General features: G+C 65.7%; 18 protein-coding genes and 1 pseudogene. 1 reads left to right on the top strand and 18 read right to left on the bottom strand.

Features of this window, described 5'->3' with window-relative positions; genetic code table 11:
• Positions 1-13: 13 nt before the first annotated feature.
• From ACLH0K_RS17695 to ACLH0K_RS17780, 18 genes and pseudogenes are all read right to left on the bottom strand, one after another.
• The gene (locus ACLH0K_RS17695; protein ID WP_411374821.1) at positions 14-1,105 is read right to left on the bottom strand and encodes a hypothetical protein; all 1,092 of its coding nucleotides are present in this window, start codon (positions 1,103-1,105) and stop codon (positions 14-16) included.
• 97 nt (positions 1,106-1,202) lie between these two features.
• Positions 1,203-2,201, bottom strand: a complete 999-nt coding sequence (locus ACLH0K_RS17700; RefSeq protein ID WP_411374822.1) for a glycosyltransferase family 2 protein — start codon at positions 2,199-2,201, stop codon at positions 1,203-1,205.
• Position 2,202: 1 nt separating this feature from the next.
• Positions 2,203-3,027 (bottom strand): glycosyltransferase family 2 protein, encoded by an 825-nt coding sequence (locus ACLH0K_RS17705; protein ID WP_411374823.1) that lies wholly within the window; start codon positions 3,025-3,027, stop codon positions 2,203-2,205.
• A 344-nt stretch (positions 3,028-3,371) separates the two neighbouring features.
• Positions 3,372-4,673: a M18 family aminopeptidase gene (locus ACLH0K_RS17710; RefSeq protein ID WP_411374824.1), complete on the bottom strand. Its 1,302-nt coding sequence runs from the start codon at positions 4,671-4,673 to the stop codon at positions 3,372-3,374.
• 121 nt (positions 4,674-4,794) lie between these two features.
• A complete protein-coding gene (locus ACLH0K_RS17715) occupies positions 4,795-5,490 on the bottom strand; it encodes a response regulator (protein WP_411374825.1) in 696 nt (231 codons plus the stop codon).
• Positions 5,487-6,620, bottom strand: a complete 1,134-nt coding sequence (locus ACLH0K_RS17720; protein WP_411374826.1) for a sensor histidine kinase — start codon at positions 6,618-6,620, stop codon at positions 5,487-5,489. The genes ACLH0K_RS17715 and ACLH0K_RS17720 overlap by 4 nt, the downstream gene beginning before the upstream one ends.
• Positions 6,621-6,638: 18 nt before the next feature.
• The gene (locus tag ACLH0K_RS17725) at positions 6,639-6,836 is read right to left on the bottom strand and encodes a hypothetical protein (protein WP_411374827.1); all 198 of its coding nucleotides are present in this window, start codon (positions 6,834-6,836) and stop codon (positions 6,639-6,641) included.
• A 13-nt stretch (positions 6,837-6,849) separates the two neighbouring features.
• Positions 6,850-7,746: an ABC transporter permease gene (locus tag ACLH0K_RS17730; RefSeq protein WP_411374828.1), complete on the bottom strand. Its 897-nt coding sequence runs from the start codon at positions 7,744-7,746 to the stop codon at positions 6,850-6,852.
• Positions 7,747-7,751: 5 nt separating this feature from the next.
• Positions 7,752-8,703: pseudogene (locus ACLH0K_RS17735) on the bottom strand (ABC transporter ATP-binding protein).
• A gap of 147 nt (positions 8,704-8,850) precedes the next feature.
• Entirely contained in the window at positions 8,851-10,362 is a 1,512-nt protein-coding gene (locus ACLH0K_RS17740) for a bifunctional phosphatase PAP2/diacylglycerol kinase family protein (RefSeq protein ID WP_411374829.1), read from the bottom strand.
• 25 nt (positions 10,363-10,387) lie between these two features.
• Entirely contained in the window at positions 10,388-11,599 is a 1,212-nt protein-coding gene (locus ACLH0K_RS17745; RefSeq protein WP_411374830.1) for an MFS transporter, read from the bottom strand.
• Positions 11,596-12,369 (bottom strand): DeoR/GlpR family DNA-binding transcription regulator, encoded by a 774-nt coding sequence (locus ACLH0K_RS17750; RefSeq protein ID WP_411374831.1) that lies wholly within the window; start codon positions 12,367-12,369, stop codon positions 11,596-11,598. The genes ACLH0K_RS17745 and ACLH0K_RS17750 overlap by 4 nt, the downstream gene beginning before the upstream one ends.
• 76 nt (positions 12,370-12,445) lie before the next feature.
• Positions 12,446-14,128: an ABC-F family ATP-binding cassette domain-containing protein gene (locus ACLH0K_RS17755; RefSeq protein ID WP_411374832.1), complete on the bottom strand. Its 1,683-nt coding sequence runs from the start codon at positions 14,126-14,128 to the stop codon at positions 12,446-12,448.
• Positions 14,129-14,220: 92 nt separating this feature from the next.
• Entirely contained in the window at positions 14,221-16,209 is a 1,989-nt protein-coding gene (locus ACLH0K_RS17760; RefSeq protein WP_411374833.1) for a penicillin-binding transpeptidase domain-containing protein, read from the bottom strand.
• A 59-nt stretch (positions 16,210-16,268) separates the two neighbouring features.
• Positions 16,269-17,726, bottom strand: a complete 1,458-nt coding sequence (locus ACLH0K_RS17765) for a phytoene desaturase family protein (RefSeq protein WP_411374834.1) — start codon at positions 17,724-17,726, stop codon at positions 16,269-16,271.
• Positions 17,719-19,179 carry a glycosyltransferase family 87 protein gene (locus tag ACLH0K_RS17770; RefSeq protein WP_411374835.1) on the bottom strand — a complete coding sequence of 487 codons (1,461 nt, stop codon included), beginning with the start codon at positions 19,177-19,179 and terminating at the stop codon, positions 17,719-17,721. The genes ACLH0K_RS17765 and ACLH0K_RS17770 overlap by 8 nt, the downstream gene beginning before the upstream one ends.
• Positions 19,180-19,277: 98 nt before the next feature.
• Positions 19,278-19,862 (bottom strand): histidine phosphatase family protein, encoded by a 585-nt coding sequence (locus tag ACLH0K_RS17775; protein ID WP_138137221.1) that lies wholly within the window; start codon positions 19,860-19,862, stop codon positions 19,278-19,280.
• Complete coding sequence (locus ACLH0K_RS17780) at positions 19,859-21,367, bottom strand: CCA tRNA nucleotidyltransferase (protein WP_411374836.1); 1,509 nt, start codon at positions 21,365-21,367, stop codon at positions 19,859-19,861. The genes ACLH0K_RS17775 and ACLH0K_RS17780 overlap by 4 nt, the downstream gene beginning before the upstream one ends.
• A 208-nt stretch (positions 21,368-21,575) precedes the next feature.
• On the opposite strand from ACLH0K_RS17780, the gene ACLH0K_RS17785 reads away from it, so the two are divergent.
• Positions 21,576-22,076 carry an NUDIX hydrolase gene (locus ACLH0K_RS17785; RefSeq protein ID WP_411376520.1) on the top strand — a complete coding sequence of 167 codons (501 nt, stop codon included), beginning with the start codon at positions 21,576-21,578 and terminating at the stop codon, positions 22,074-22,076.
• Positions 22,077-22,081: the final 5 nt, after the last annotated feature.

Consider the following 22,081-nt stretch of genomic DNA (forward strand, 5'->3'; position numbering starts at 1 on the left):
TGTGCCTCACCCCTCAGGCCTGGTCGTCAAGGATCGACGGCAGCAGTTCCTCAAGATGCCGGACAATATCGTCCGAGGCCTCGTCCGCAGAGTAGGCCGAGGGAACCTGGAGCAGGTGGCACGGACGGCCGTCCAGCGCTTTGTCCAGCACAAGCCCCTTCGCTGCGAAGTGCTCGCGCCATGGCACAACTGATGTCGCCGCCAGGCCCGTCACAACGCGCTGGGAGAAGCCCGCCATCTCGATGTGGAAGTTGCCGATCATGCGGTCCACCATCCAGTCGTTCGTTTTTTCGACAATCCGGGTACGTGCGCCCTCGTAGCGTTCGACGTAGACGGCGGCGGCGAGCGGAGCCGAGGTGGTCACTGCGCGTCCGGGGAAAGCGGCGGATGCGTCGACCATGCGGTGCTCCGGCGACCACTTGCGGGAGAAGTCCGCCAGCCGGGGATAGCGGATGACGTACGGGTGCACCACCGTGGTGAGCCGGCCGACGCTGTGCGAGAGCCGGGACGGGACGAGGGGCTTGCGGACACCTTCGAACAGGTGGGGGTAGATGGCGCGGTGGTGCGGCTTGATGAACATCGGCTTCGCGTAGCCCAGCAGGGTGGCGTCCTCGGCGAGGAAAGCCCAGTCGTCGCCCATGAATGACCACCCCTCGCGGCGCATCAGCTTGGCGGCGGTGCTCGTCTTGCCGGTCCCGCCTGCAGCTGGCAATGCCACGGCGTGGCCCTTGTAGGCCATGGTCGCGGCATGGATCATTGCGGCGCCCCGTTCCACCATGGCGGCGTCGAGGACAGGCACCACGGAGGTCAGCAGCTCGCCTGCGCCATGAATACGCCACTGGTCTGCGTCCCTCACCACCTGGACCCGGTCGGCGTTGAAGCGCACGCTGGCCTCCGTGTACGCAAGCTCGTGCTCCAGCAGGCCTGCATCCGGCATCGGCTCCGGCCGGTCATCCACCACAATCTGGGCGGGCCGGTCGGCGTCGGTGGCGAAGCACGCCAACATGGTCTTGAGCTGGTGAGCCGCCGGCGCCTCTGCGTCAACACTGATCGTGACGCGGCCGTGGATGTCGAAGTTCAACGTTTTGGTCTGCCTGGTACGCATGTTTTGTCCCCTTGTCGAGCTGTTGTGTGGATCGGATGGTGCTGCGGATCTGGATGCTGCTGGCCTGGTCAACGGTGTCCCCTCCCCGGCTCCTGCGTCACTGGACTTTCCTCCAGGGCAAGGCTGGCTGCAGGGAGGTCTTGGGTGTCTTCGCCGCCGTCGGGAAGCTCAGCCGGCGGCCGCGGAAATATCCGGCGGCGGTACAGGTAAGGACAGCCATCACTGCGCCGGCGCGGCCGAGGCCGCCCGGATTGCCTGCCCGGCCGAAGTCATACAGTCCGCTCATCACGGCGCGGGGCAGCACACTGCGCACGTACCGCCGTTCGGGTCCCAGGGCTCTCTTGTGCCCGACAATCTGGCTGACCTGGGCCTTGGAGAGCCCCTCGGACCAGGATCTTGAGAGCATGTAACGGAGCGTAGCCCTGCTGGCCGGTACGTGGTGCCGCACCACCGCCGCAGGCTCATAGACGATGCGGGAGCCGGGCGATCCCATCCTGGAGCGGATGCAAATTTCCGTTTCCTCGCAACCCAGCGGGATGCTCCCCTGGCGTCCAAGGGAGTGATTAAACCCCCCCACCTGGCGCAGGACCTCCAGGCGGAACGACATGTTGGCACCAATGACATTCCTGACCTCGGAGGCTACCCGCGGCATGCCGCGATGGCTGCATCCCACAATCCAGTCGAGTTCTTCACCGAAGTAGCTCGGCCGGCCCGTTGCCCAGACCGGTACCACCCGGCCGCCGACGCCCAGGACGTCGGGGTCGTCGTACAGTGCCACCAGATGCTGCAGCCAGTCCGGAGCGGCTTCGGCATCGTCGTCCAGGAAGGCGACAATGTCCGTGTCCGCGAGGCTGACGCCGGTGTTGCGTGCACCTGAAAGGCCCTTCGGTCCCATGTTTTCGACGACGGTCACGTCGTCCACCACTGCAACAAGCCGCTCGTACAGTTCGGTGTTGTGGTCGATGACAACCAGGACTTCCTCAGGACGCACGGTTTGTGCACGCACTGATTCAATGACGTCGAGCAGATTTGCCCAGCGGTCGATGGTGTAGGCGCAGATCACCACAGTGACTGTGCACTTCGGAAAATGTTTCATGTCACGCCGCTTCCCGGAGGGAAAGAAGGCTTTGCGGATCAACCGGGATTCTGGGGAACCGGACGTTCGCGTAGGTGTACTTGACCCGGCGCAGCGCTTCGGGACGGGCACCGGCTGTGGGTGCCTCCCACAGTGCGCACTCCCGCGCCATCGTCCGAAGGACCCGCCAGCCGTCACGGAAGGTCTGCAGGTTGGATGCCCCGGAAATCCGGTCCAGTTCGATACTGGGCACTTCCGCAATCCGAAGACCGGCGCGGGCGGCCCGCACAATCAGCTCCGTCTCAATCTCGAAACCGTCGGATTCCAGTTCCAGGACTTCGAGGCATTCGCGCCGGAAAGCGATGTAGCCGTAGCAAAGGTCGGAGTAGTTACTCCGCAGGATGGTGTTGGCCAGTCCCGTCAGGGCCCGGTTACCCGTCCGCCGCAGCCAGGTCAGGTCCTCGGAACCGCCCCCCGTGACGTAGCGGGATCCTTTGACGAAGTCATAATCGTGCTGGAGCGGGGAAACGAACCATCCAATTTCCTGGGGGTCCATGCTGCCGTCCGCATCCAGCATGACGATGATGTCGCCGGAAGCAGCGGCGAAACCTGCACGCAAGGCAACGCCCTTGCCCTTGCGTTTCTCCTCCACGATGACAACGTCGTCACGGAGCGCCCGCGCTACACCAACCGTGTTGTCCTGGGAGCGGCCATCCACGATGATGACCTCGTCCACGTAGGAAGGCATCCGGCGCAGGACCCATGGAAGGTTCTTCTCTTCGTTGAGGGTCGGAATAACAACGCTTACCGAGGCTTGCGTGATTGCTACCGACGGCTCGGAAAACATGCTCGAAAACTGGGTCGAGATAGACAAAGACTTCACCACTTCTTGACATCGACGGAATTGGGACGGTGGCGCGCCCACTTGTGGTGGTTGCGCCAGGCGCTCTTTCCGGTCAAGGTCTGGTCTTAGGCCCCAGCCACACACAGCCAACGACTTGTCCGTGACGAAGAGCCTAATGTGGGCTACCGACAGGTATCACCAGTAGTTGGTACTCGATTTTTCGGCGGCACCAATAAGGTCGTTGCGTAAGTAACGGGGTTAACGGAAGGTGAAATCGTTAGGGATAGGGGATTAACTTCGGGATAACCCCGGTAGGTAGGGGGTTCCAGCCGCCAAGGGCGCTGACCCTAAAACTGCGTGCGGAAGAACACCTCGGTGACAGCAGCCAGCCGCCTCGGGTCCTCCACGCCGCACAGCTCCCGTGCAGAATGCATGGACAGCAGCGGCACGCCGACGTCCACCGTCCGGATTCCCAGGCGGGTGGCGGTGAGCGGACCGATCGTGGACCCGCAGGGGATCGCGTTGTTGGACACGAACTCCTGGTAGGGCACCCCGGTCTTCGCGCACAGCCGCGCCCACAGGGCGGCCCCGTGGGCGTCCGTTGCGTAACGCTGGTTCGCGTTTATCTTAAGCAGCGGACCGCCGTTGAGCAGAGGGTGGTTGGCAGGATCGTGCCGTTCGGCGTAGTTCGGATGGATGGCGTGGCCGGCGTCGGCAGAAACACAGAACGACGCCGCTACCGCCTGGCGCCGCTGGCTTACCGAAGCCCCGAGCCCGTCGCAGATGCGCACCAGCACATCTTCGAGGATGGGCCCGCAGGCACCCGAGCGCGAGTTGGAGCCAATCTCCTCATGGTCGAACGCCGCGAGTACGGCGATGGGGCCGGCGGGGGCACCGAAAGAAGCATGGGCTATCAGTGCAACCAGGCCGGCATGGGTGGACGAAAGGTTGTCCAGCCGCCCGGACGCGAAGAACTCACCCTTGCCCCCGAAGACCGCGGGCGCCTGCGTGTCCGCAATGACGACGTCGTATCCGCCTATCTGGGCAGGATTGACGGACGCGCCGGGGACGGACTCCGCCAGGACCTCCAGCAGGTCGAAGTCAGCCGGATTCCCCAGCCCCCACACCGGGTTCATGTGCCGCTGCTTGTCCAGGGTGAGCCCCTCATTGACGGACCGGTCCAGGTGGATCGCCAGCTGGGGAAACCGGAGCAGGGGGCCGGTCGCCGTCAAGTGCTCCGTCCCGTCAAGCATCACCAGCCGGCCTGCCAGCTGCAGTTCCCGGTCCAGCCAGGAGTTGATCAGCGGGCCGCCGTACACCTCCACCCCTGCCTGCAGCCAGCCGTGTGCTCCGGTGGTGGGCTTGGGCTTGAGCTTGAAGGAGGGCGAATCCGTGTGGGCGCCCAGGATGTTGAAGCCGGTCCCGGGACCGGCGCCTTCCGGAACCACCCAGGCGATCAGCGCGCCGTCCCGGATGATGAAGAAGGATCCCGCACCGCCCTCCCACGGCTCCTGTTCGTCCAGGCGGACAAAGCCCGCTTCCGCCAGCCGCCTGCCCGCTTCGTGCACCGCATGGAAGCTCGACGGCGATGCGATCACGTACGCGCCGAGGTCCCGGATGTGGTCTGCGGCGGAGGATTCGATAGGCATGCTCCCGAGTCTAGAGGGTGACGTTCAGCCCGGCCGTGTAACCCTCCCCTGCAGATCCGCTCATCGTGGCCAGCTGGTAGATGCCGAACGTCGGTCCGGCCTTGCATAGGTCTGGGTGGGGTCAGTAATCCGGGTTGCTCGGCACCACCAGGCCTGTTTCATACGCATACACCACGGCCTGGACCCGGTCGCGAAGGTGCAGCTTGGTGAGGATCCGCCGGACATGGGTCTTGACGGTGGCCTCGGACAGGAAGTACCGGTGGGCGATTTCGGCGTTGGACAGGCCTTCAGCCATCGCCTCCAGCATCTCCCGTTCCCTGGGAGTGAGCCCGGCCAGCAGGGGATCCGGGGCCGGGGCGGCGGGAGCCGGCCGGGCTGCAGCCCCACGGACATAGGTTTCGAGCAGCCGCTGGGTGACCCGGGGAGCAACGACGGCGTCGCCGCTGGCCACCACGCGGACCGCGTTGATCAGGTCCGACGGCGCCGCATCCTTGAGCAGGAATGCCGAAGCGCCCGCCTGCAGGCCCGCGAAGGCGTACTCGTCCACATCGAACGTGGTGAGGATGATGACCCGGGAACACGACCCGGACGCCGTGATGGCCCGGGTCGCCTCGATGCCGTCCAGGACCGGCATCCGCACATCCATCAGCACCACATCCGGGTTCAGCTCCTCGACCAGGCGCACCGCCTCGGCGCCGTCGGACGCCACGCCGGCGATCTGCAGGTCGTCCTCGCCTTCCAGGATCAGGCGGAACCCCATCCGCAGCAGGGGCTGGTCGTCCACCAGCAGGAGGGTGATGGGAGCGGTGTCGGTCATGCCTTGCCTTGCAACTGGTAGGGGTGGGGACGTGAATGGGGGATGTCGTCTTCCGGCCAGTGCAGGACAGCATGGACGCGCCAGCCGCGCCCGCTCCGGCCGGCTTCAACCGTTCCGGCATAGATTCGTGCCCGCTCTGCCATGCCCGCCAGCCCCTGGCCTGTGCCGTAGGAGGCGTCAGCCTGTACGCCCCCGCCGTCATCGGCCGCTTGTCCCGGAACTCCCGCGCCGTCGTCGTGCACCTCGATGGTGACCGTGGAACCGGATCGGGCGATGCTGACGTCCACGCGTCCCAGGGACCGTGCATAGCGGAGCACGTTGGTGAGTGATTCCTGGACGATGCGGTAGACGGTGAGCTGGAAGGCGGCGTCCGCCGGCAGGGGAGGTCCGCTGTGCGAGTAGTGCAGCGGCAGCCCGGCCGTGCGGAATCCTTCCAGGAGTTTCACCAGCGTGTCGCCCTCAGCGATGGGCCGCCTGGGTGCCGAGGCGCCTGTGTCGTCGCGCAGGACGCCCAGGACCCGGCGCATGTCGGCGAGGGCGGCACGTCCGGTCCGGGACAGTTCTTCCAGCACCTCGCCGGCGCGCTCGGGATTCTTCCGGACCACGACGGCGGCGCCGTCCGACAGGCTGACCATCACCGTGAGCGAGTGGGCCACGACGTCGTGCATCTCCCGGGCGATGCGGTTGCGTTCATTGACGGAGGCCAGGCGCGCGGTCCGGGCCGCCCAGGCCGCAACCTCCTCTTCGTGCTGCCGCCGCTGCTTGACCCCGATGCCGATGCCGGTGGCGATGACGTTGGACAGGGTGATCGTGGCGCCGGTGGCGATGCTGGTCAGGAGATGGAAGTCTCCCGGGTTTGCTCCGCTGTCCTGGACGAAGGAGTTCTCCATGGGCCCGACGGCGGCCAGCAGGTACAGCAGGGCAAGGGGCGCTGTCGACACGGCCATGGTGATCAGGGAGAAGCGCCGGCAGTGCACCACAGCCACCGTGTACAGCGAAAACCACAGCCCGGCGGAGGCGTTGGAACCCCAGGGGTGCAGCAGCGTGACAGCCACTTCAACCACCGCAACGAAGGCCACCAGGCCCACGGGATGGGAACGGCGCAGGAACATCGCCCCCGCTACCGCCACCAGCAGCGCTGTTACCAGCTACTTGTAGGACATTGCGGCGTCAACCACCGTGGGGGCAACCAGCAGCGCATATCTCAGGGCCACCACGGCGTCCATCACGCGCTGATGCTGGTACAGGTAGCGCCGGACAAGCCCCCGGCGCCGCGCCGTGAGCTCGGCAAAGGACGCGTCAGCCTGTCCGGCTGCCGCGTCCCTTGCTGGTCCCTCCAGGTTCATCCGGGCGTGCAGGTCAGACGTCGCGCTTCTTGAGCAGGATCACGGCCGGAACCAGGAACAGCAGCACGTAGCCCAGGAAGAGCAGGCCGCCCTGCCACGGATCGATCACGCCGTCCGTGTGTCCGATGGAGAGGAACCGGCCGCCGGCCTCGCTGGGGATGTACTGCGGAACCTTCTTCCAGAACTCGCCCGGGATGAGCGTGAGGAAACTTGCCGCGATGGACAGGACGAAGAAAATGCCCACCAGGACAGTGATGCCGCCGGCGGAGTTGCGCAGCAGGGTTCCGAGTGAGAGCCCGATCAGCGCCACGCCGGCCACATAGAGGCCGCCCGTGAAGATGCTGTACAGCACGCCGTTCGTGGACCAGTCCAAATCGAAGCCGATGCCCCGGAACACCGGCATGGCGATCAGGAAGGTGGCGGCTCCTGCAATGGTGGTGATCAAGTAGGAGATCACCACCAGGATGATGGCCTTGGCCGCGAACGCCGGGGTGCGCTGCGGAACCGCGTTCATGGTGGAACGGATCATGCCCGTGGCGTATTCGGAGGACATGAACAGGACCGCCAGCGAGCCCAGTACCAGGATGCCGATCTGCAGCCCGGCGTTCGGCAGGTTGTAGAGCTCGAAGCCGGAGCCGGGCGGGAAGGACTGTTCCATCATCTCCGGAGTCATGGTCTGCCCCTGCTCCCGGGCGTTGCGCGCGATCTCATCCAGGTAGGTGTACCTGATGAGGACGGCCAGGGCGCCCACCCCCACGATTGCCGCGAGGGTCAGCAGCAGCAGGATGCGGGTGGACATCAGGGACCAAAGCTTGATCCATTCGGACCGCAGGACACCGCCGAAGGTTACGCCGCGGGAGCCGGCGGAGGAGGACATGCGGGCGGCAGTGGTTGTGGTCTGGGTGCTCATCGTCCTTACTTTCCTGCCGATGCCGAGGTGGTTTCCTGGGCGGTCGCAGCGGCGCCGCCGGTGAGGTGCGAGTGGTATTCCACTTCGTCCTTGGTGAGGTCGAAATATGCGTCCTCAAGGGACGACATTTGGGGGGTGAGCTCGTAGACCAGGACGCCATTGGCCAGGGCAACCTGGGCTATCCCGCGCGGGTCGAGGCCGGTCACCGTGAGTGCTTCCGGTTCGCTTTGGTCCACGGTGACGCCGTCCCTGGCGAGCAGGCGGGACAGGTGCGCCGCTGCGTCCGTGCGGACCAGGGTCCTGGCCTGGCGGGTGCCGGCGATGATCTCCTTCACCGGGGCGTCGGCGATGATGCGGCCCCGGCCAATGACGATCAGGTGGTCCGCGGTCTGCGCCATTTCGCTCATGAGGTGGGAGGACAGGAAGACCGTTTTGCCCTGGTTTGCCAGGTACCGGACCAGGTTGCGGACCCACAAGACGCCCTCGGGGTCCAGGCCATTGACCGGGGATAAGTGTCTGCGGGTCGCCCAGCAGCGCGGCGGCGATCCCCAGCCGCTGGCCCATGCCCAGGGAGAAGCCGCCCGCCTTCTTCCGTGCCACGGCTTCGAGCCCGGTCATTTCGATGACCTCGTGCACCCGTGCTTTCGGGATGCCGTGCGTGGCGGCCATCGCGAGGAGGTGGTTGTACGCGCTGCAGCTCGTGTGCACGGCCTTGGCGTCCAGCAGGGCGCCTACCTCGTGCAGGGGCGCTTTGTGGTCGGCGTATGGGCGGCCGTTCACGGTGACCGAGCCCGACGTCGGACGGTCCAGTCCCATGATCATGCGCATGGTGGTGGACTTGCCGGCACCGTTCGGTCCCAGGAAACCGGTGACCTGGCCTGCCCTGACGGTGAAACTGACCCCTGCCACAGCGGTCTTGCCGCCATAGACCTTGACCAGGTCGCGTGCCTCAATCATGGAATGTTCCTTCTGGCTGGCAGCGCAGGGCTGCGGACGGGTTCAGCTGGGTGGTGTATCCCTTACGCTACCGACGCCGCAGCCGCTTTTCGCCTGTCTCAGGGATGATTCAGGGAGCAATCAGGGTAGTCCCCTTGGATGACCGGGCTACTCGCCGCGGCCCTGGGGCCGCGGCGAGTAGTAGGTCAAAGCCCGGGGGAGTACCTTGTAAGTCACGCTGCGCACTCCTGCCAGCGCCTCGCCGTCAACGGCCAGCGCCATCGGAGCGCCGCCTGCGTCGATGCGCACCTCCGCGGCCTCCCTCAGGTGGGTGATGGTGGAGCTTGCCACCGTTCCTGTGAGCACGGACCACAGGAGCCGCAACCTGGCGAACGATTCATCGGCCGTGATCAGCCGCAGGTCCAGCATGCCGTCGTCCATCACCGGACGCACCAGCGGAGCATGGTCCCGGGGGTAGTACCGCCCGCGCCCCACATAGGCGATCCATACCCTGTGCAGCACACCGTCCACGCGGAGGGTCAGGGGGGTACCGGCAGCGAAGGTCCGGAACATGGCCACCACACCGGCCAGCGGCTTTCCGAGGGCCGGCTGAAGGTGCTCCCGCCGCCGCACCAGGTCCGGGTAGAGGCCGACGCTGGATGTGTTCAGCATGGTCAGTACCGCGGTCTCCGGACTTTCGGCAAGGCCGCGTTCCATGGTCACCAGCCCCACGTCCGCCAGTGCTGCCTCGCCGCGCGACGCCGCCGCCAGGGCTTCCTTGAGGCTTCCGGTTCCCGCGTCGCGGGCGAAGTGGTTGAGCGTCCCTCCGGGCAGCACGAGGAGCGGGATTGCCCGTTCGACGGCGGCGGCGGCCGCTGCGTTGACGGTTCCGTCTCCGCCCCACACACCGAGGGCGAGGGTCCCCGGTCTGTCAGCGGCGGCCTGGATGTCCGTGACCAGGTTGTCCTCCGGCAGGACGGTAGTTATGTACGCTTTTGAGAATACTTCCCGGAGGGCGTCCGCTGTCTCCTCCCTGAACGACCCGCCCAGTGTGTTCACCACGATGCTGAGTCCTTCGCCTTCCGGAAGTTCAGGCGCCGGCGTCCACGTCCTGGACGGCTTTGGGAAAGGCGGTCGGACAGGCCACCACTTGCGGGTAACCAGCGCAGCCCCGGCGCCGAGAGCGGAACCGAAGACAACATCCGAGGGCCAGTGCGCACCCGTGTGGACACGCGAGTAGGCCACTCCCAAAGCAACCGGTGCCAGGGCGGCGCCCAGTGTGGGCCGGACCAGACCCACTCCCGTGGCAAAGGCGAGGGCTGATGCCGAGTGCCCGGAGGGCATGGACGAGCTGGTGGGCTGCGGGTGCACGAACCGGAACACCGGAAGATGCTCAGGCAGCGGACGGCTCCTGGGCAGGAGCGTCTTGAAAACGCCATTGGTGACGGCTGAGGCAACTGCCTGGGCTATAAGGCCGTGCAGGGCCGCCCGCCGCGTCTTTCCGGGAAACGCCGCCATGACGGCGGCCACTCCCATCCAAAGCTTCCCTTGGTTGGCAGATGCCGAAAGACGGCGAAAAAAGTCATCGTGGTTGCCGCCGGGAAGATCTGAAATATGCCTTACCAGGTATCTATCCAGCCCGCCAATCCACCGATGGCTTTTGCGCCAAATGCTCCCCATGTGCACACCCTACCGCGGCAGGGTGCTATGCGCTGTCCGCCTGCCGGTTCGCAGGAAGGGGTTTCGCCGCTCCCGCCAGCAGCAGTGCCAGCACAATTGGTGCCATGATGGCCAGCAGGGCCAGGTGGATGCCTGTGAGGTCGCCCAGGTAGCCCAGCAGCGGCGGACCTGCAAGGAACGATATATACCCCAGCGTTGATACAACAGACACCCTCGCGGGAGCGTGGTCCGGGTCATCTGCGGCGGCGGACATGCCCATCGGGAACGCAAGTGCTGCGCCGATTCCCCAAAGGGCCGCCCCCGCTGCCGCCAGCCAGATGTTCCCCGCAAGGACAAAGAGCCCAAGACCTGCGGCGGCAGCGGCCATGCTGGCACGGAGTACGGCGACACGGCCATACTTGTCGATCACGCGGCCGCCAAGGAACCGCATGGCTGTCATGGCGAGGACAAAGAGGGCGAACATCAGGGCACCGGTGGACTCCGTGGTGCCGATTCCGTCCACTGAGGCCTTGGCGATCCAGTCATTGCCTGCGCCCTCAGTGAGGGTTGCGCCAAGCACCACAATGCCAATGAGCACAGTCCGGCTATCCCGCCAGGCAGACGGTCCCCTCTCGGCCTTCGCTTCGCCCTTGGCGGGGGATGTCGACACGTGGGGGAGGAAGTAACGGGGGGCAATCAAGGTCACCAGGACCACGATGCCGGCAATGACCAGCAGGTGCAGCGGCAGGTCCACGCCGAGGTTTGAGAGTGCGGCGCCGATGAGCGCACCCAGGAAGGCTCCGCCACTGAAGGCCGCGTGGAACTGCGGCATGATGGTCCGCCGGAGCTTGTGCTCGACGTCGGCTCCTTCGATATTCTGGCTCACGTCCCACAAGCCGATGGCGATGCCGAAGAAGAACAGGGAAACGGCGGTGCCCGGTATCGATTCTGCCGAGAGGGACAGCGCGATGCCCGCACCTGCAATGGCTGCGAGCACGCCGCCACAGCGGACGGTGTTGGCTGTCCCGATCCTGCCAACCACCAGCCCTGCCGTAGGCAGCGCCAGGAGCGAACCGATGGCTGTGCACAGCAGCAGGGTGCCCATCTGGCCGGAGGTGATGTTGAGGGTTTCTGTCACTGCCGGGATCCGGGCAGCCCAGCTGGCGAAAACCAGGCCGTTGATGCCAAAGACCACGAACGTGGCCGCAGCGGCAGCAGTTAATCCTGTGTGCTGGACCGTGCCGGTGTTTGTGCTCATACGTTCACTACTTCCACTGAATATTCATCGAGTTGCGCACGTTCTTCGGCGCTGAAATCCTTGTCCGTCACCATCACATCCACCCGCTCCAGCGAGGCCACCAGCACCCGTGCCTGTGCATGCCATTTTGTTGCCGCAGCCGCAAGCACCACCCGCGCCCCGGATTGGATGCCGGCGCGTTTCACCGCTGCGTCCTCAAGGTCGTGGGCCAGCAGTCCGTCACGGGTGCTGACCGCACAGGGCGTTACGACGGCGGTATCGAAGCGGAGGGAGCGGATGTTCGCTTCCGCCAGGGGCCCGCGAAAGCACAGTTCCCCGGGGATAAGGCTTCCGCCCGGCAGCAGGAGCCGGGGCCGGACGCCTGCTGAACCTTCAGGACCGGCCGCAGCGTCCAGCGACCGCAAGGACATGGGCATGACCGTCAGGTCCCTGCCCGCCAGCGTCCGCGCGACTTCCGTGGCCGTGCTTCCGCTGTCCAGCCAGACATGTTCCTGGTCCCGGAGCAAAGCGGAGACGGCGGCTGCGATTCGCCGCTTGACGTCCCGGTCCTCCAGTTCACGCTGCCCGTAGCCGGGACTCTCACCCTGCGCAATAAGGCTTCGCGCACCGCCGTGCACACGCCTGAGGACACCGTTCGCCGCCAGCACCTCCAGGTCGCGGCGGATCGTGGCTCCGGAGGCATCGCAGGCGAGGGTCAACTCCTCGACGCTGACTTCCGCGCGCTCCCGCAGGATTTCTGCGATGGCGCGGTGCCGTTCCTCCGTCTTCATAGGAAAAGACTAACAACAAATGATCAAATGAAACGTTATTCTGAGCATTTGATCAAAATCCCCGTATGACGCTCCCTCAACGGGCCCGATCCACACGCTTCTCATCCCAGACCGGCTCCGGCGACTCGTAGACGCGGCCGTCGGAACCGAACACCAGGAAACGGTCGAACGTGCGGGCAAACCAGCGGTCATGGGTGACCGCGAGGACTGTCCCCTCGAAGTGGTCGATGGCGCGCTCGAGTGCCTCTGCCGAATGCAGGTCGAGGTTGTCTGTTGGCTCATCCAGCAACAGCAGCGTGGCTCCGCTGAGCTGGAGCAGCAGGATCTGGAACCGTGCCTGCTGGCCACCTGACAGGGACTCGTATTTTTGCTCCGACTGCCCCGCCAGCCCGTAGCCGTCAAGTGCCCCGGCAGCCGCTTCCCTGCCGAGCCCTGAACGGTGTTCGTCACCGCGGTGCAGGATCTCCAGCAGCGTCTTGCCCATGAGGTCCGGCCGTACGTGGGTCTGGGCGAAGAACCCCGGGCGGATGCGGGCACCCAGCTTTACCGTCCCTTCGTGCGGCACCTCCGCGATCTGCACGTCGGAAACCGGGAGGTGCTCGCGATCAGGGTCTGTGCCGCCGGTGGCCAGCAACCGCAGGAAGTGTGACTTTCCCGAACCGTTGGATCCGAGGACTCCCACCCTGTCGCCGAACCACACCTCGGTGGAGAACGGTTTCATGAGCCCGGTCAGTTCCAGCCGCTCGGCAACAATGGCGCGTTTCGCCGTCCTGCCGCCCCTGAGCCTCATCTGGACGTTCTGTTCGATGGGCAGCGCCTCTGGCGGCCCGGCTTCCAGGAACTTCGCCAGCCTGGTCTGGGCTGCGTGGTAGCGGTTGGCCATGTCGGAGCGGAAAGCGGCCTTGTTCTTGTACATGTTGACGAGTTCCTTGAGCTTGATGTGCTCCTCGTCCCAGCGCTTGCGGAGTTCCTCGAAGCGCGCGTTGCGGTCGGCGCGGGCCTCCACATAGGAACCGAAGCCGCCGCCGTGGATCCACGCGGATGCGCCGTTGATTCCCGGTTCCAGCGTCACAATGCGTCCGGCGGCATTGTTCAGCAGTTCGCGGTCGTGGCTGATGAAGAAGACGGTCTTGCTGGACTCGTTGAGCTTCTCCTCGAGCCAGCGCTTGCCCGGTACGTCCAAATAGTTGTCGGGTTCGTCGAGCAGCAGCAGGTCGTTCGGCCCGGCGAAGAGTGCCTCGAGGACCAGGCGCTTCTGCTCACCGCCGGAAAGGCTCGACGCCGCCCGGTGCTGTGCCCGGTCATAGGGGAGTCCCAGCGCGGCCATGCACACTTCGTCCCAGACGGTTTCGACGTCGTATCCCCCGGCGTCACCCCAGTCGACGATGGCCTGGGCGTACCTCATCTGGGTGGGCTCGTCGTCGTGCTCCATCATGGCCAGTTCCGCCTGGTCCACTTCGCGGGCAGCGGCAGCAAGGGCGGGCGGAGCCGCGGAGACCAGCAGGTCGCGCACAGTCGATTCATCCCGGACCTGCCCCACGAACTGGCGCATGATTCCCATGTTCCCGGACCGGCCGATGACGCCGTCGTCGGCGGTGATATCGCCCGCGATGATCCGGAAGAGGGTGGTCTTGCCGGTGCCGTTGGGCCCGATCAGTGCGGTTTTGGTGCCGTCCGGAACCTTGAAGGTCACCCCGTTCAGCAGCTGCGTGCCGTCAGAGAGGAAATAGTCGATTCCGGATACATCAATATGGGCCACGGACTCCATCTTCCCACGCCCCGGCTCCAAGAGTTTTTGGGCAGATATGCCGGCCAAAATAGCGCGAAGGTCCGCGTATCTGCCCAAAAACTCTAGCTCGCGGCGGTGAGGAACTCCTTCAGCAGCGGCCCGGAGGTGGTGGCTCCCAGTCCGCCGTCCTCGACGAACACGGCCACGGCCAGGTCGCCTTGCACGGCCACGATCCAGGCGTGGGTCTTGGGCGGATTCTCGTTGCCGAACTCCGCCGTTCCGGTCTTGGCTCCTACGGGTTCGCCCGGCACGGACGAGAGGAAGCCGGCATGCCCTGAGGTGACGACGGCGCGCATCATGTCCCGGAGCGAGGCGGCTTCTTCCGCCGTGATGGGTTGGTCCGAGGCAGCTGCAGGAGCCTCAGCGGTGGCCGTCGCGGAGGGCTGGGCGGCCGGCGCCGTGGAGCCGCTGGTGGTCCCGGCGGCGGCAGCACCGCCGTCGGGGTTCAGGACCAGCTGCGGAGACACGGGCGCGCCCTTGGCAACAGAACCCGCCATCATGGCCGCCGCCAGCGGGGAAAGCAGGACCTTGCCCTGGCCAATCATTGAGGCAGCGTGTTCCGTGCCGGCGGCTTCGCCGGGAACGGAACCCAGGAAGGCTTCGGCCCCCAGCGTTGGCGCCTCCACAGCCAGGCCCATGGCCATGGCGGCAGACTCAAGCTGTTGCTGTGAAACGTCATTCCGGGCAGCAATGAAGGCGGTGTTGCAGGAGTGTGCAAAGGCATCCCGGAGGGTCACCGACCCCAGGGAGCCTTCCGGATATCCTTCGGCGTTTTTGAAGGTCCTGCCGTCCACCGTGAGCGTCGGTGTGCATTCCACCTTCGAGTCCGGCGTGAGGCCATTGCGGAACATTGCAAGGGAATCCACCATCTTGAAGATCGACCCCGGCGCGTACTGGCCCAGCATGGCTGTGTTGTAGCCGTTGCTGCCGGGCCCGGATGCCACAGCCAGGACGGCTCCTGTCGAGGGCCGCAGGGCGACAATGGCAGAAGCGGGGCCAACCTTGGCGAGTGTTGTCTCCGCCAGCGTCTGCAACCTGGCGTCCAGCGTGGTCTTGAGCGGGGTGCCCGGAGTGGGCGCCACCTCGAACAGCACCCGGCGCGGATCCGTGGCGGAGGACTGGATCTGCTCACGGGTCAGGTCCGCGCGCTGGGCACGGATGACGACGGCGTCCGTGCCGCGGAGCTGTTCATCGTACTGCTGCTGCAGCCCGCCGATGCCCGTGACGTCACCGGGGGACAGGGCCCCTTCCGATGCCTCAACCTGTTCGGCCGTGGCCTCGCCTACCGAACCGAGAACAGCGCGGGCAAAGGTGCGGCTGGGCGCCAGCGGCATGGTTGCCTTGATGGCGCGCGCGCCCGGAATTGCCGAGATCTGCTCGTCCGTGATGGTACGGCCCTCTTCACGCAGCGTGATTGCCTGGACGAAGGCCTGTGCGCCCGAGGCCTTGACCTGTTCCGTGTAGGCGGCAGGATCAATCCCTACCAGGGCTGCGAGCTTGCCGGCGGATTCACCGGGATCGGCACCTCCGAGCTGAGGCTTGTCGATACCGACGTTCACCACGGGCCGGTAAGTCACCAGGGGAGCGTCGCCGGCGCCAAGGATGTCGGCACGCGGCGGTGACTGGGATCCCATGCTCAGGATTTCGGAGTCCGCAAGACCCGGCGCCAGCGTGGCGGGATCCCAGACGGTCAGCCACTTGTCACCGGACTTCCTGAAATTGGCTGAAACGGTGTACTTCCATTCCGCCTCCCCGAACTTCCAGGTGTAGTTCAGGGGCGCGGAGGCCTTGTCGCCGTCGAGGCTGACATCACCGGCTTCCACAACGGGCTTTTGGGGGTCAAGCGCGGCAAATACGTTCTTCAGCTGATCGTTCGCGGCACCGGCATCCTTGCCGTCAAAAGCCACGGACGCGATGTCCAGCGCTGAGACAGCCCCGGCAAACTGTGTGGCTGCGGCTTCTGCGCCGCTGCGGCCGTCATCGCAGGCTGCAAGCGATGTTCCGAGCAAGAGTGCGGCGACGGCAGCCGAAATTTTTGTAATCTTCCCCATCGCGCCATTATCCCCCGCTTTTGTTGGCCCTTTTGCTATGTTGCGGTACCGGTTGAGCGTCATCTTCCGGCCGTTGCTTTCACTCCGAGTGGAGGGAGCGAAAGCCTGAATATGTCCTTTAGCGCATATGTCGCCGCATGAAACCCTGGCATCCCGGTAACGCCGGGCCCGGGAGGTGTGGCAGACGAACACAGATACACCCCGGGCAGCGGGGTTCGCCATGGCACGGTGGAAACCACAGGCCTCTGCACCAGGCCCCGCAGGTCCATGGCGCCCACACTGAAATCACCGCCGATGTAGTTCCGGTTGTACTCCGCCAGCCCGGCGGCGGTGACCACATTGGATTGGATAATAAGGTCGCGGAAGCCCGGTGCGAAGCGCTCCAGTTGGGCGGTGATGGCTTCCGTCATGTCCCTGGTCGAACCGGCGGGGACATGGCAGTAGGTCCAAAGGGTATGCCGTCCCGCGGGCGCCCGGCCAGGATCGAAGCGTGAGGGCTGGGCCACCAGCACGTAGGGCCTGTCCGGGTGCCGCCCGGCGTGCACTTCATTTTCGGCATGCGCCAGCTCCTCCCGGCTGCCGCCCAGGTGGACGGTGCCGGCGTCGGCCAGTCCGGGAGCAGCCCAGGGAACGGGACCCGACAGGATGAAATCCACCTTGCAGGAAGCGTTCCCGTAACGGAACGACTCCAGCGACGAGCGGTAGCGGGCAGGCAGCGAGTCACCCGCCATTGCACCCAGGCCCCGGGGCGACACGTTGAGCAGTGTGGCGCGGACCGGAGGGAGTTCCTCGAGCCGGTTTATGGGGGCGTCGGTGTGGATGACGCCTCCGTGCGCGCGAATGTCCTCCGCGAGTGCTGTGGAAATGGCGATCGAACCGCCTATCGGGATGGGCCATCCCTGGGCATGTCCCAGTGCGCCCAGCATCAATCCGGCACCTGAAGCAGCAAGCGAGGGCTGGTGGGCGATGGCGTGGGAGGTAACCCCGCTCAGCAGGGCGGGGGCGAGGTCCTCCCGGAACCTGGCGTTCCACACCGGTGTTCCCTGCTCCACCGTCCGCAGTCCGAATACCCCGGCGGCGAGCGGGCTTCGGGGAATCCGGAACAGCTGGTTCTGCGTGAAGTCCATGACGCCGTCGATATTCCTGACGAGAGGCGCGAACAGCTTCCGGTACGCTGCCCCGTCGCGGCCGAGTTCGAAAGCAGTGCGGTCCAGCGACCGGTATGCGATGGCGGCCCGTCCGCCGTCAAGGGGTGAGGCGTACGAGATGTCGGGGCTGACCAGCTTCACCCTTCGGGCCAGCTCGAATGCCCGAAAGAAGGGTGAGGCCAGGGCCATGGGGTGAACCGCCGAGCACACGTCGTGGAAATGTCCGGGCTGCATCAGCTCGGTGGTCCGTGTCCCGCCGCCGATCGAGGGGGACGCTTCGAAGACCTCAACGGACAGGCCGGCACGGGCCATCACTGCTGCTGCGGCCAGCCCGTTGGGGCCGGCCCCCACCACGGCTACGTCAGGCATGGAAAAGGTCCTTCCGTCGTCGGCTCGCGACTGCGGGGCTGCCAAGCCGCCACGTGAGTCTGTCCGGGGCGCCGTCGAAGGGTCCCCCATGGGGGTCATCCAGGTGGTGCCGCCGGATGGGATCGTAGCGGGGGTCGTAGATGTCCCAGGTGACCCGCACCATCAGGTAGGCCACAGCGAACATGTGGGCAACCACGGCCAGGACGTAGTACGGCATGTCAAGGTTGTGCTGGGATGAGCCGGAACTCGTCACCTGACCAAGGTACATCCACACTGCGGCCCAGTGGAGGCTTTCCACGCCCTGCCAGACCAGGAAGTCCCGCCACCGCGGCCGGGCCAGGGCCAGCAGGGGAACCAGCCACACGACGAACTGGGGGGAATATGCCTTGCCGGTGAGGATGAATGCGGCCACCAGAAGGAAAACCAGCTGGGCGAGGCGCGGTCGCCGCGGAGCACTGAGCGCCATAACGGCGATCGCCACGCACAGCACAGCAAAGAGGGCCGGCGACAGCACGTCCACCCCTTCCGGACCCAGCCCTGGCCAGCGAAGCCTTTCGGCCACCAGGTTGTAGGCAAACCAGGGGGAACCGTAGCCGGCATCACGGCCGGCTGCGAACTGGAAATAGTAGGCCCATCCGCTGAAGTTCGCGGCGGCAAAAGGCAGGTTGACTCCCATCCAGGCTGCAGCGGCTGACCCTCCCGTTACCATCAGGGGGCGGATCCTGCCGGTGCGCACCCCCAACAGGGCAATACCCGCCAGCAGCAGCAGTGGATACACATTCGTTGCGGCGGCCACACCGATCAGGACGCCGGCGGGCACCAGCCGCTGCCGGGCGAAAAAGTACATGCCGACGGCGACAAGGCAGACCGTCCAAAGGTCCCAGTTGATGGTCCCGGCAAGGATGATTCCCGGTGCAAGGGCCACCAGCGCACTGTCCCAGGGGCGGCGTTCCGACGTCCTGGCCGTAGCGAGCACGGTCACGATCAGGGCGCAGGCCAACAGTGCCGCGTTGACATCGAAGTACGCCAGCACCCGACCCTCCGTCACGCCGCTTCCCGGAACCAGCCAGGCGGTCAGTCCGGCCACCAGCGCCGTGACCACCGGGTATTCGAATTGGCTGCCCAGGACGGGAAAGGCGCCATCCGCCAGCCCGCGGTTGCGGAAGAGATCGGGAAAGTCCGAATAGCAGGTGGCGTAGAACTGCGCGGGGGACTCCCAGCCGTTTACACGGCAATAGCCCTTTACCAGGATCCCGACGAATGCCGAGATGACGGTGAGGAGGACCAGGACCCGTTCCACGGTGAAGAGTCCCGGTGAGACGATGCCGGGCTCGGACCTGCGGCCAAGGGGCCCGCCGATGACCTCCGTGAAATTCCGCAGCAGCACGTCACTGCGGCTCGGTACCACCAGGCGGGACCGGCCTCGGTGCCCCAGGGGCTGGGTCTCCTCCATGCAGATGAGCTTACCGGGGTGCCTTCATGGTTGATGCCCAGCCTCCCGCACCGCATGTCCGGGTCTGCGCAGGCCACCCAGCTGCTGGTGCAACAGGTCTACAGTCCCCAGCGGACAATCGCGGGAGTCCTTTTGTCCCAGCCCAAGGTGCAGACCTTGGCTGTTCCGAGGATGAAATGCCGGCCTTCAGTAGGCGGCATTTCGAGCCAACGGGCGGTCAGGATGCGGGAAAAGTGGCCATGCGCCACGATCAGGACATTGTCCATCCCGGACTCCAGGACCCTGCCAATGATTTTGTCGGCCCTGGCCGCCACCTCGTCCAGCGTCTCCCCGTTGGGAACGCCGTGCGTCCAGATGAGGTAGTCCGGGTTGTCCTTGCGGATCAGGTCCGAGCTGATGCCTTCGTAGTCACCGTAGTTCCACTCCACCGCCAGGGGCTCGTGCTGCGCGTCCGGAAAGCCGGCCAGTTCCGCCGTCCGCCGGGCACGCCGCAGCGGCGAGGTAAGCACCAGGTCGAAGTCGACGCCGTCGAGCACCTTCCGCGCTTCCACTGCCTGCTGCTCACCCTCCACTGTCAGCGGCAGGTCCGTCAGCCCCGTGTACTGGCCGCTCTTGGACCATTCCGTCTCGCCGTGGCGAAGGATCCAGAGCTGGGGGCGGGGGGCGAGTGCAGGGTAGGTCACTTGGACTCCTTGGCAGGGGAAGGTTCGACGGCGTCGGGAGACTCATCAGGCTCCACCGCGGCAGGTGCGGATTCAGGCTGTCCGGCCCACCAGTCGAGCAGCCTGGCCTCGGCCTCTTCCCGTGGCAGAGGTCCGTTCTCCATCCGCTCATTGAGGAGGAACTTATACGCCCTGCCCACGACGGGGCCGGGCTTAAGGCCGAGCAGCGCCATGATTTGCGCCCCGTCCAGGTCCGGCCGGACGGCGTCCAGGGATTCCTGTTCCTTAAGGGCCGTGATGCGCGCTTCCAGGTCGTCGTAGGCAAAGGCCAGCCGTTCCGCCTTGCGCTGGTTCCGGGTGGTCACGTCGGAGCGGGTGAGCCGGTGCAGGCGTTCCAGCAAGGGTCCGGCGTCGGTGACGTACCGGCGGACGGCGGAGTCGGTCCAGCCGGCATCGCCGTAGCCATAGAACCGCATGTGCAGCTCCACCAGGCGGGCAACGGCCTTGGTTGTGTCGTTATCGAAGCGCAGGGCCTTCATACGCTTCGTGGTGAGTTTGGCACCAACCATGTCGTGGTGGCGGAAGCTCACCGCGCCGCCCGGTTCAAAGCGCCGCGTAGCCGGCTTGCCGACGTCGTGCATCAACGCCGCGAAGCGCAGCACGAAGTCGGGCCCGGGCACCGGGCCGTCGGCGTCCGTTTCCAGCTCCGCTGCCTGTTCCAGAACCTGCAGGGAATGCTGGTAGACGTCCTTGTGCCGGTGGTGCTCGTCAGACTCGAGGCGGAGCGCCGAAACTTCGGGCAGCACATGGTCCGCCAGGCCGGTGTCCACGAGCAGGTCCACGCCAGTGCGGGGATGCGCACCGGAAATAAGCTTGACCAGTTCATCCCGCACCCGCTCCGCCGAGATGATGCTGATCCGTTCAGCCATCCGGGTCATGGCTTCCCGGACGTCGTCATGGACGGACACGCCCAGCTGCGCGGCGAACCTGGCGGCCCGCATCATCCTCAAAGGATCATCGGAGAAGGAAGCCTCCGGCGCGCCGGGGGTGGCCAGCACGTAGGAGTGCAGGTCCCGGACGCCGCCGAAGGGGTCCACCAGCTCCATTGACGGCAGTTTCAGGGCCATCGCGTTGATGGTGAAATCCCGGCGCAGCAGGTCATCAGTCAGCGAGGACCCGAACGCCACCACTGGTTTGCGGGACTCGGGATCGTACGCCTCCGCCCGGTACGTGGTGATTTCGATCTGGAACCCATCCTTGCGCATGCCGATCGTTCCGAAGGCACGTCCGATCTCCCAGAAGTTGTCCGCCCACTTCTTAATGAGGGCCACCGTCTGGTCCGGCGTGGCGTCCGTGGTGAAGTCCAGGTCGGGGGAGTTCCGCCCCAGGAACAGGTCGCGCACGGGTCCGCCCACCAGCGACAGTTCATGTCCGGCGTCCACAAAACGCCGGCCAAGCTCCAGGACCACCGGGTCCACCTGGAAGTCGACGGTGTGGGAATCAGTCTTGTGATGTGCGTGCGCCATAGTTACTTAAGCTTGGCAGAAAGCGGAGGCATGGCAGGCCAAAAAAGGAGTCAAGATCCCCGGTAATCGTCCGGCTGCCCGGAAACCGTGTCATATGCCGTCCATGTTGGTGTCATGTTCCGGTCATCAGGAACGGGCAACAGTCGTTAGAGTGGACTCCATGGCCCATCCAGTACCGAGCGCTCCAGGCAGGAGGACAAACGCACCATTGCCGTCGGCGATCGGTGCGCACGTTGCCCCTGTCCAGCATCCGGCACCGGCCTCACTGCCCACAGTGGAGGAAGTATCGGCCGGCGGCGTGGTGGTGGATACGTCCGACGCCGAACTGAGGGTTGCGATTATCGCCCGCCTTAACCGGGGCGGACGCCTGGAGTGGTGCCTGCCGAAAGGCCACCCGGAGGGCAAGGAAAACAACGAGCAGGCCGCCGTCAGGGAAATTGCCGAGGAAACCGGCATCGAGGGCAGCATCCTCGCGCCGCTGGGCAGCATCGATTACTGGTTCACGGTCAGCGGCCACCGCGTCCATAAGACCGTGCACCACTACCTCCTGCGCGCCACCGGCGGCGAGCTGACCATCGAAAATGATCCCGACCAGGAAGCCGTGGACGTGGCTTGGGTGCCCATCCAGGAACTGGCACGCAAACTGTCCTTTCCCAATGAGCGGCGCATCGCCGATCTTGCGCGCGAGGTCCTGCCCGGGCATCTGTAGGGCCC

The sequence above is a fragment of the Arthrobacter sp. MPF02 genome (assembly GCF_046605375.1).
GTDB lineage: Bacteria > Actinomycetota > Actinomycetes > Actinomycetales > Micrococcaceae > Arthrobacter.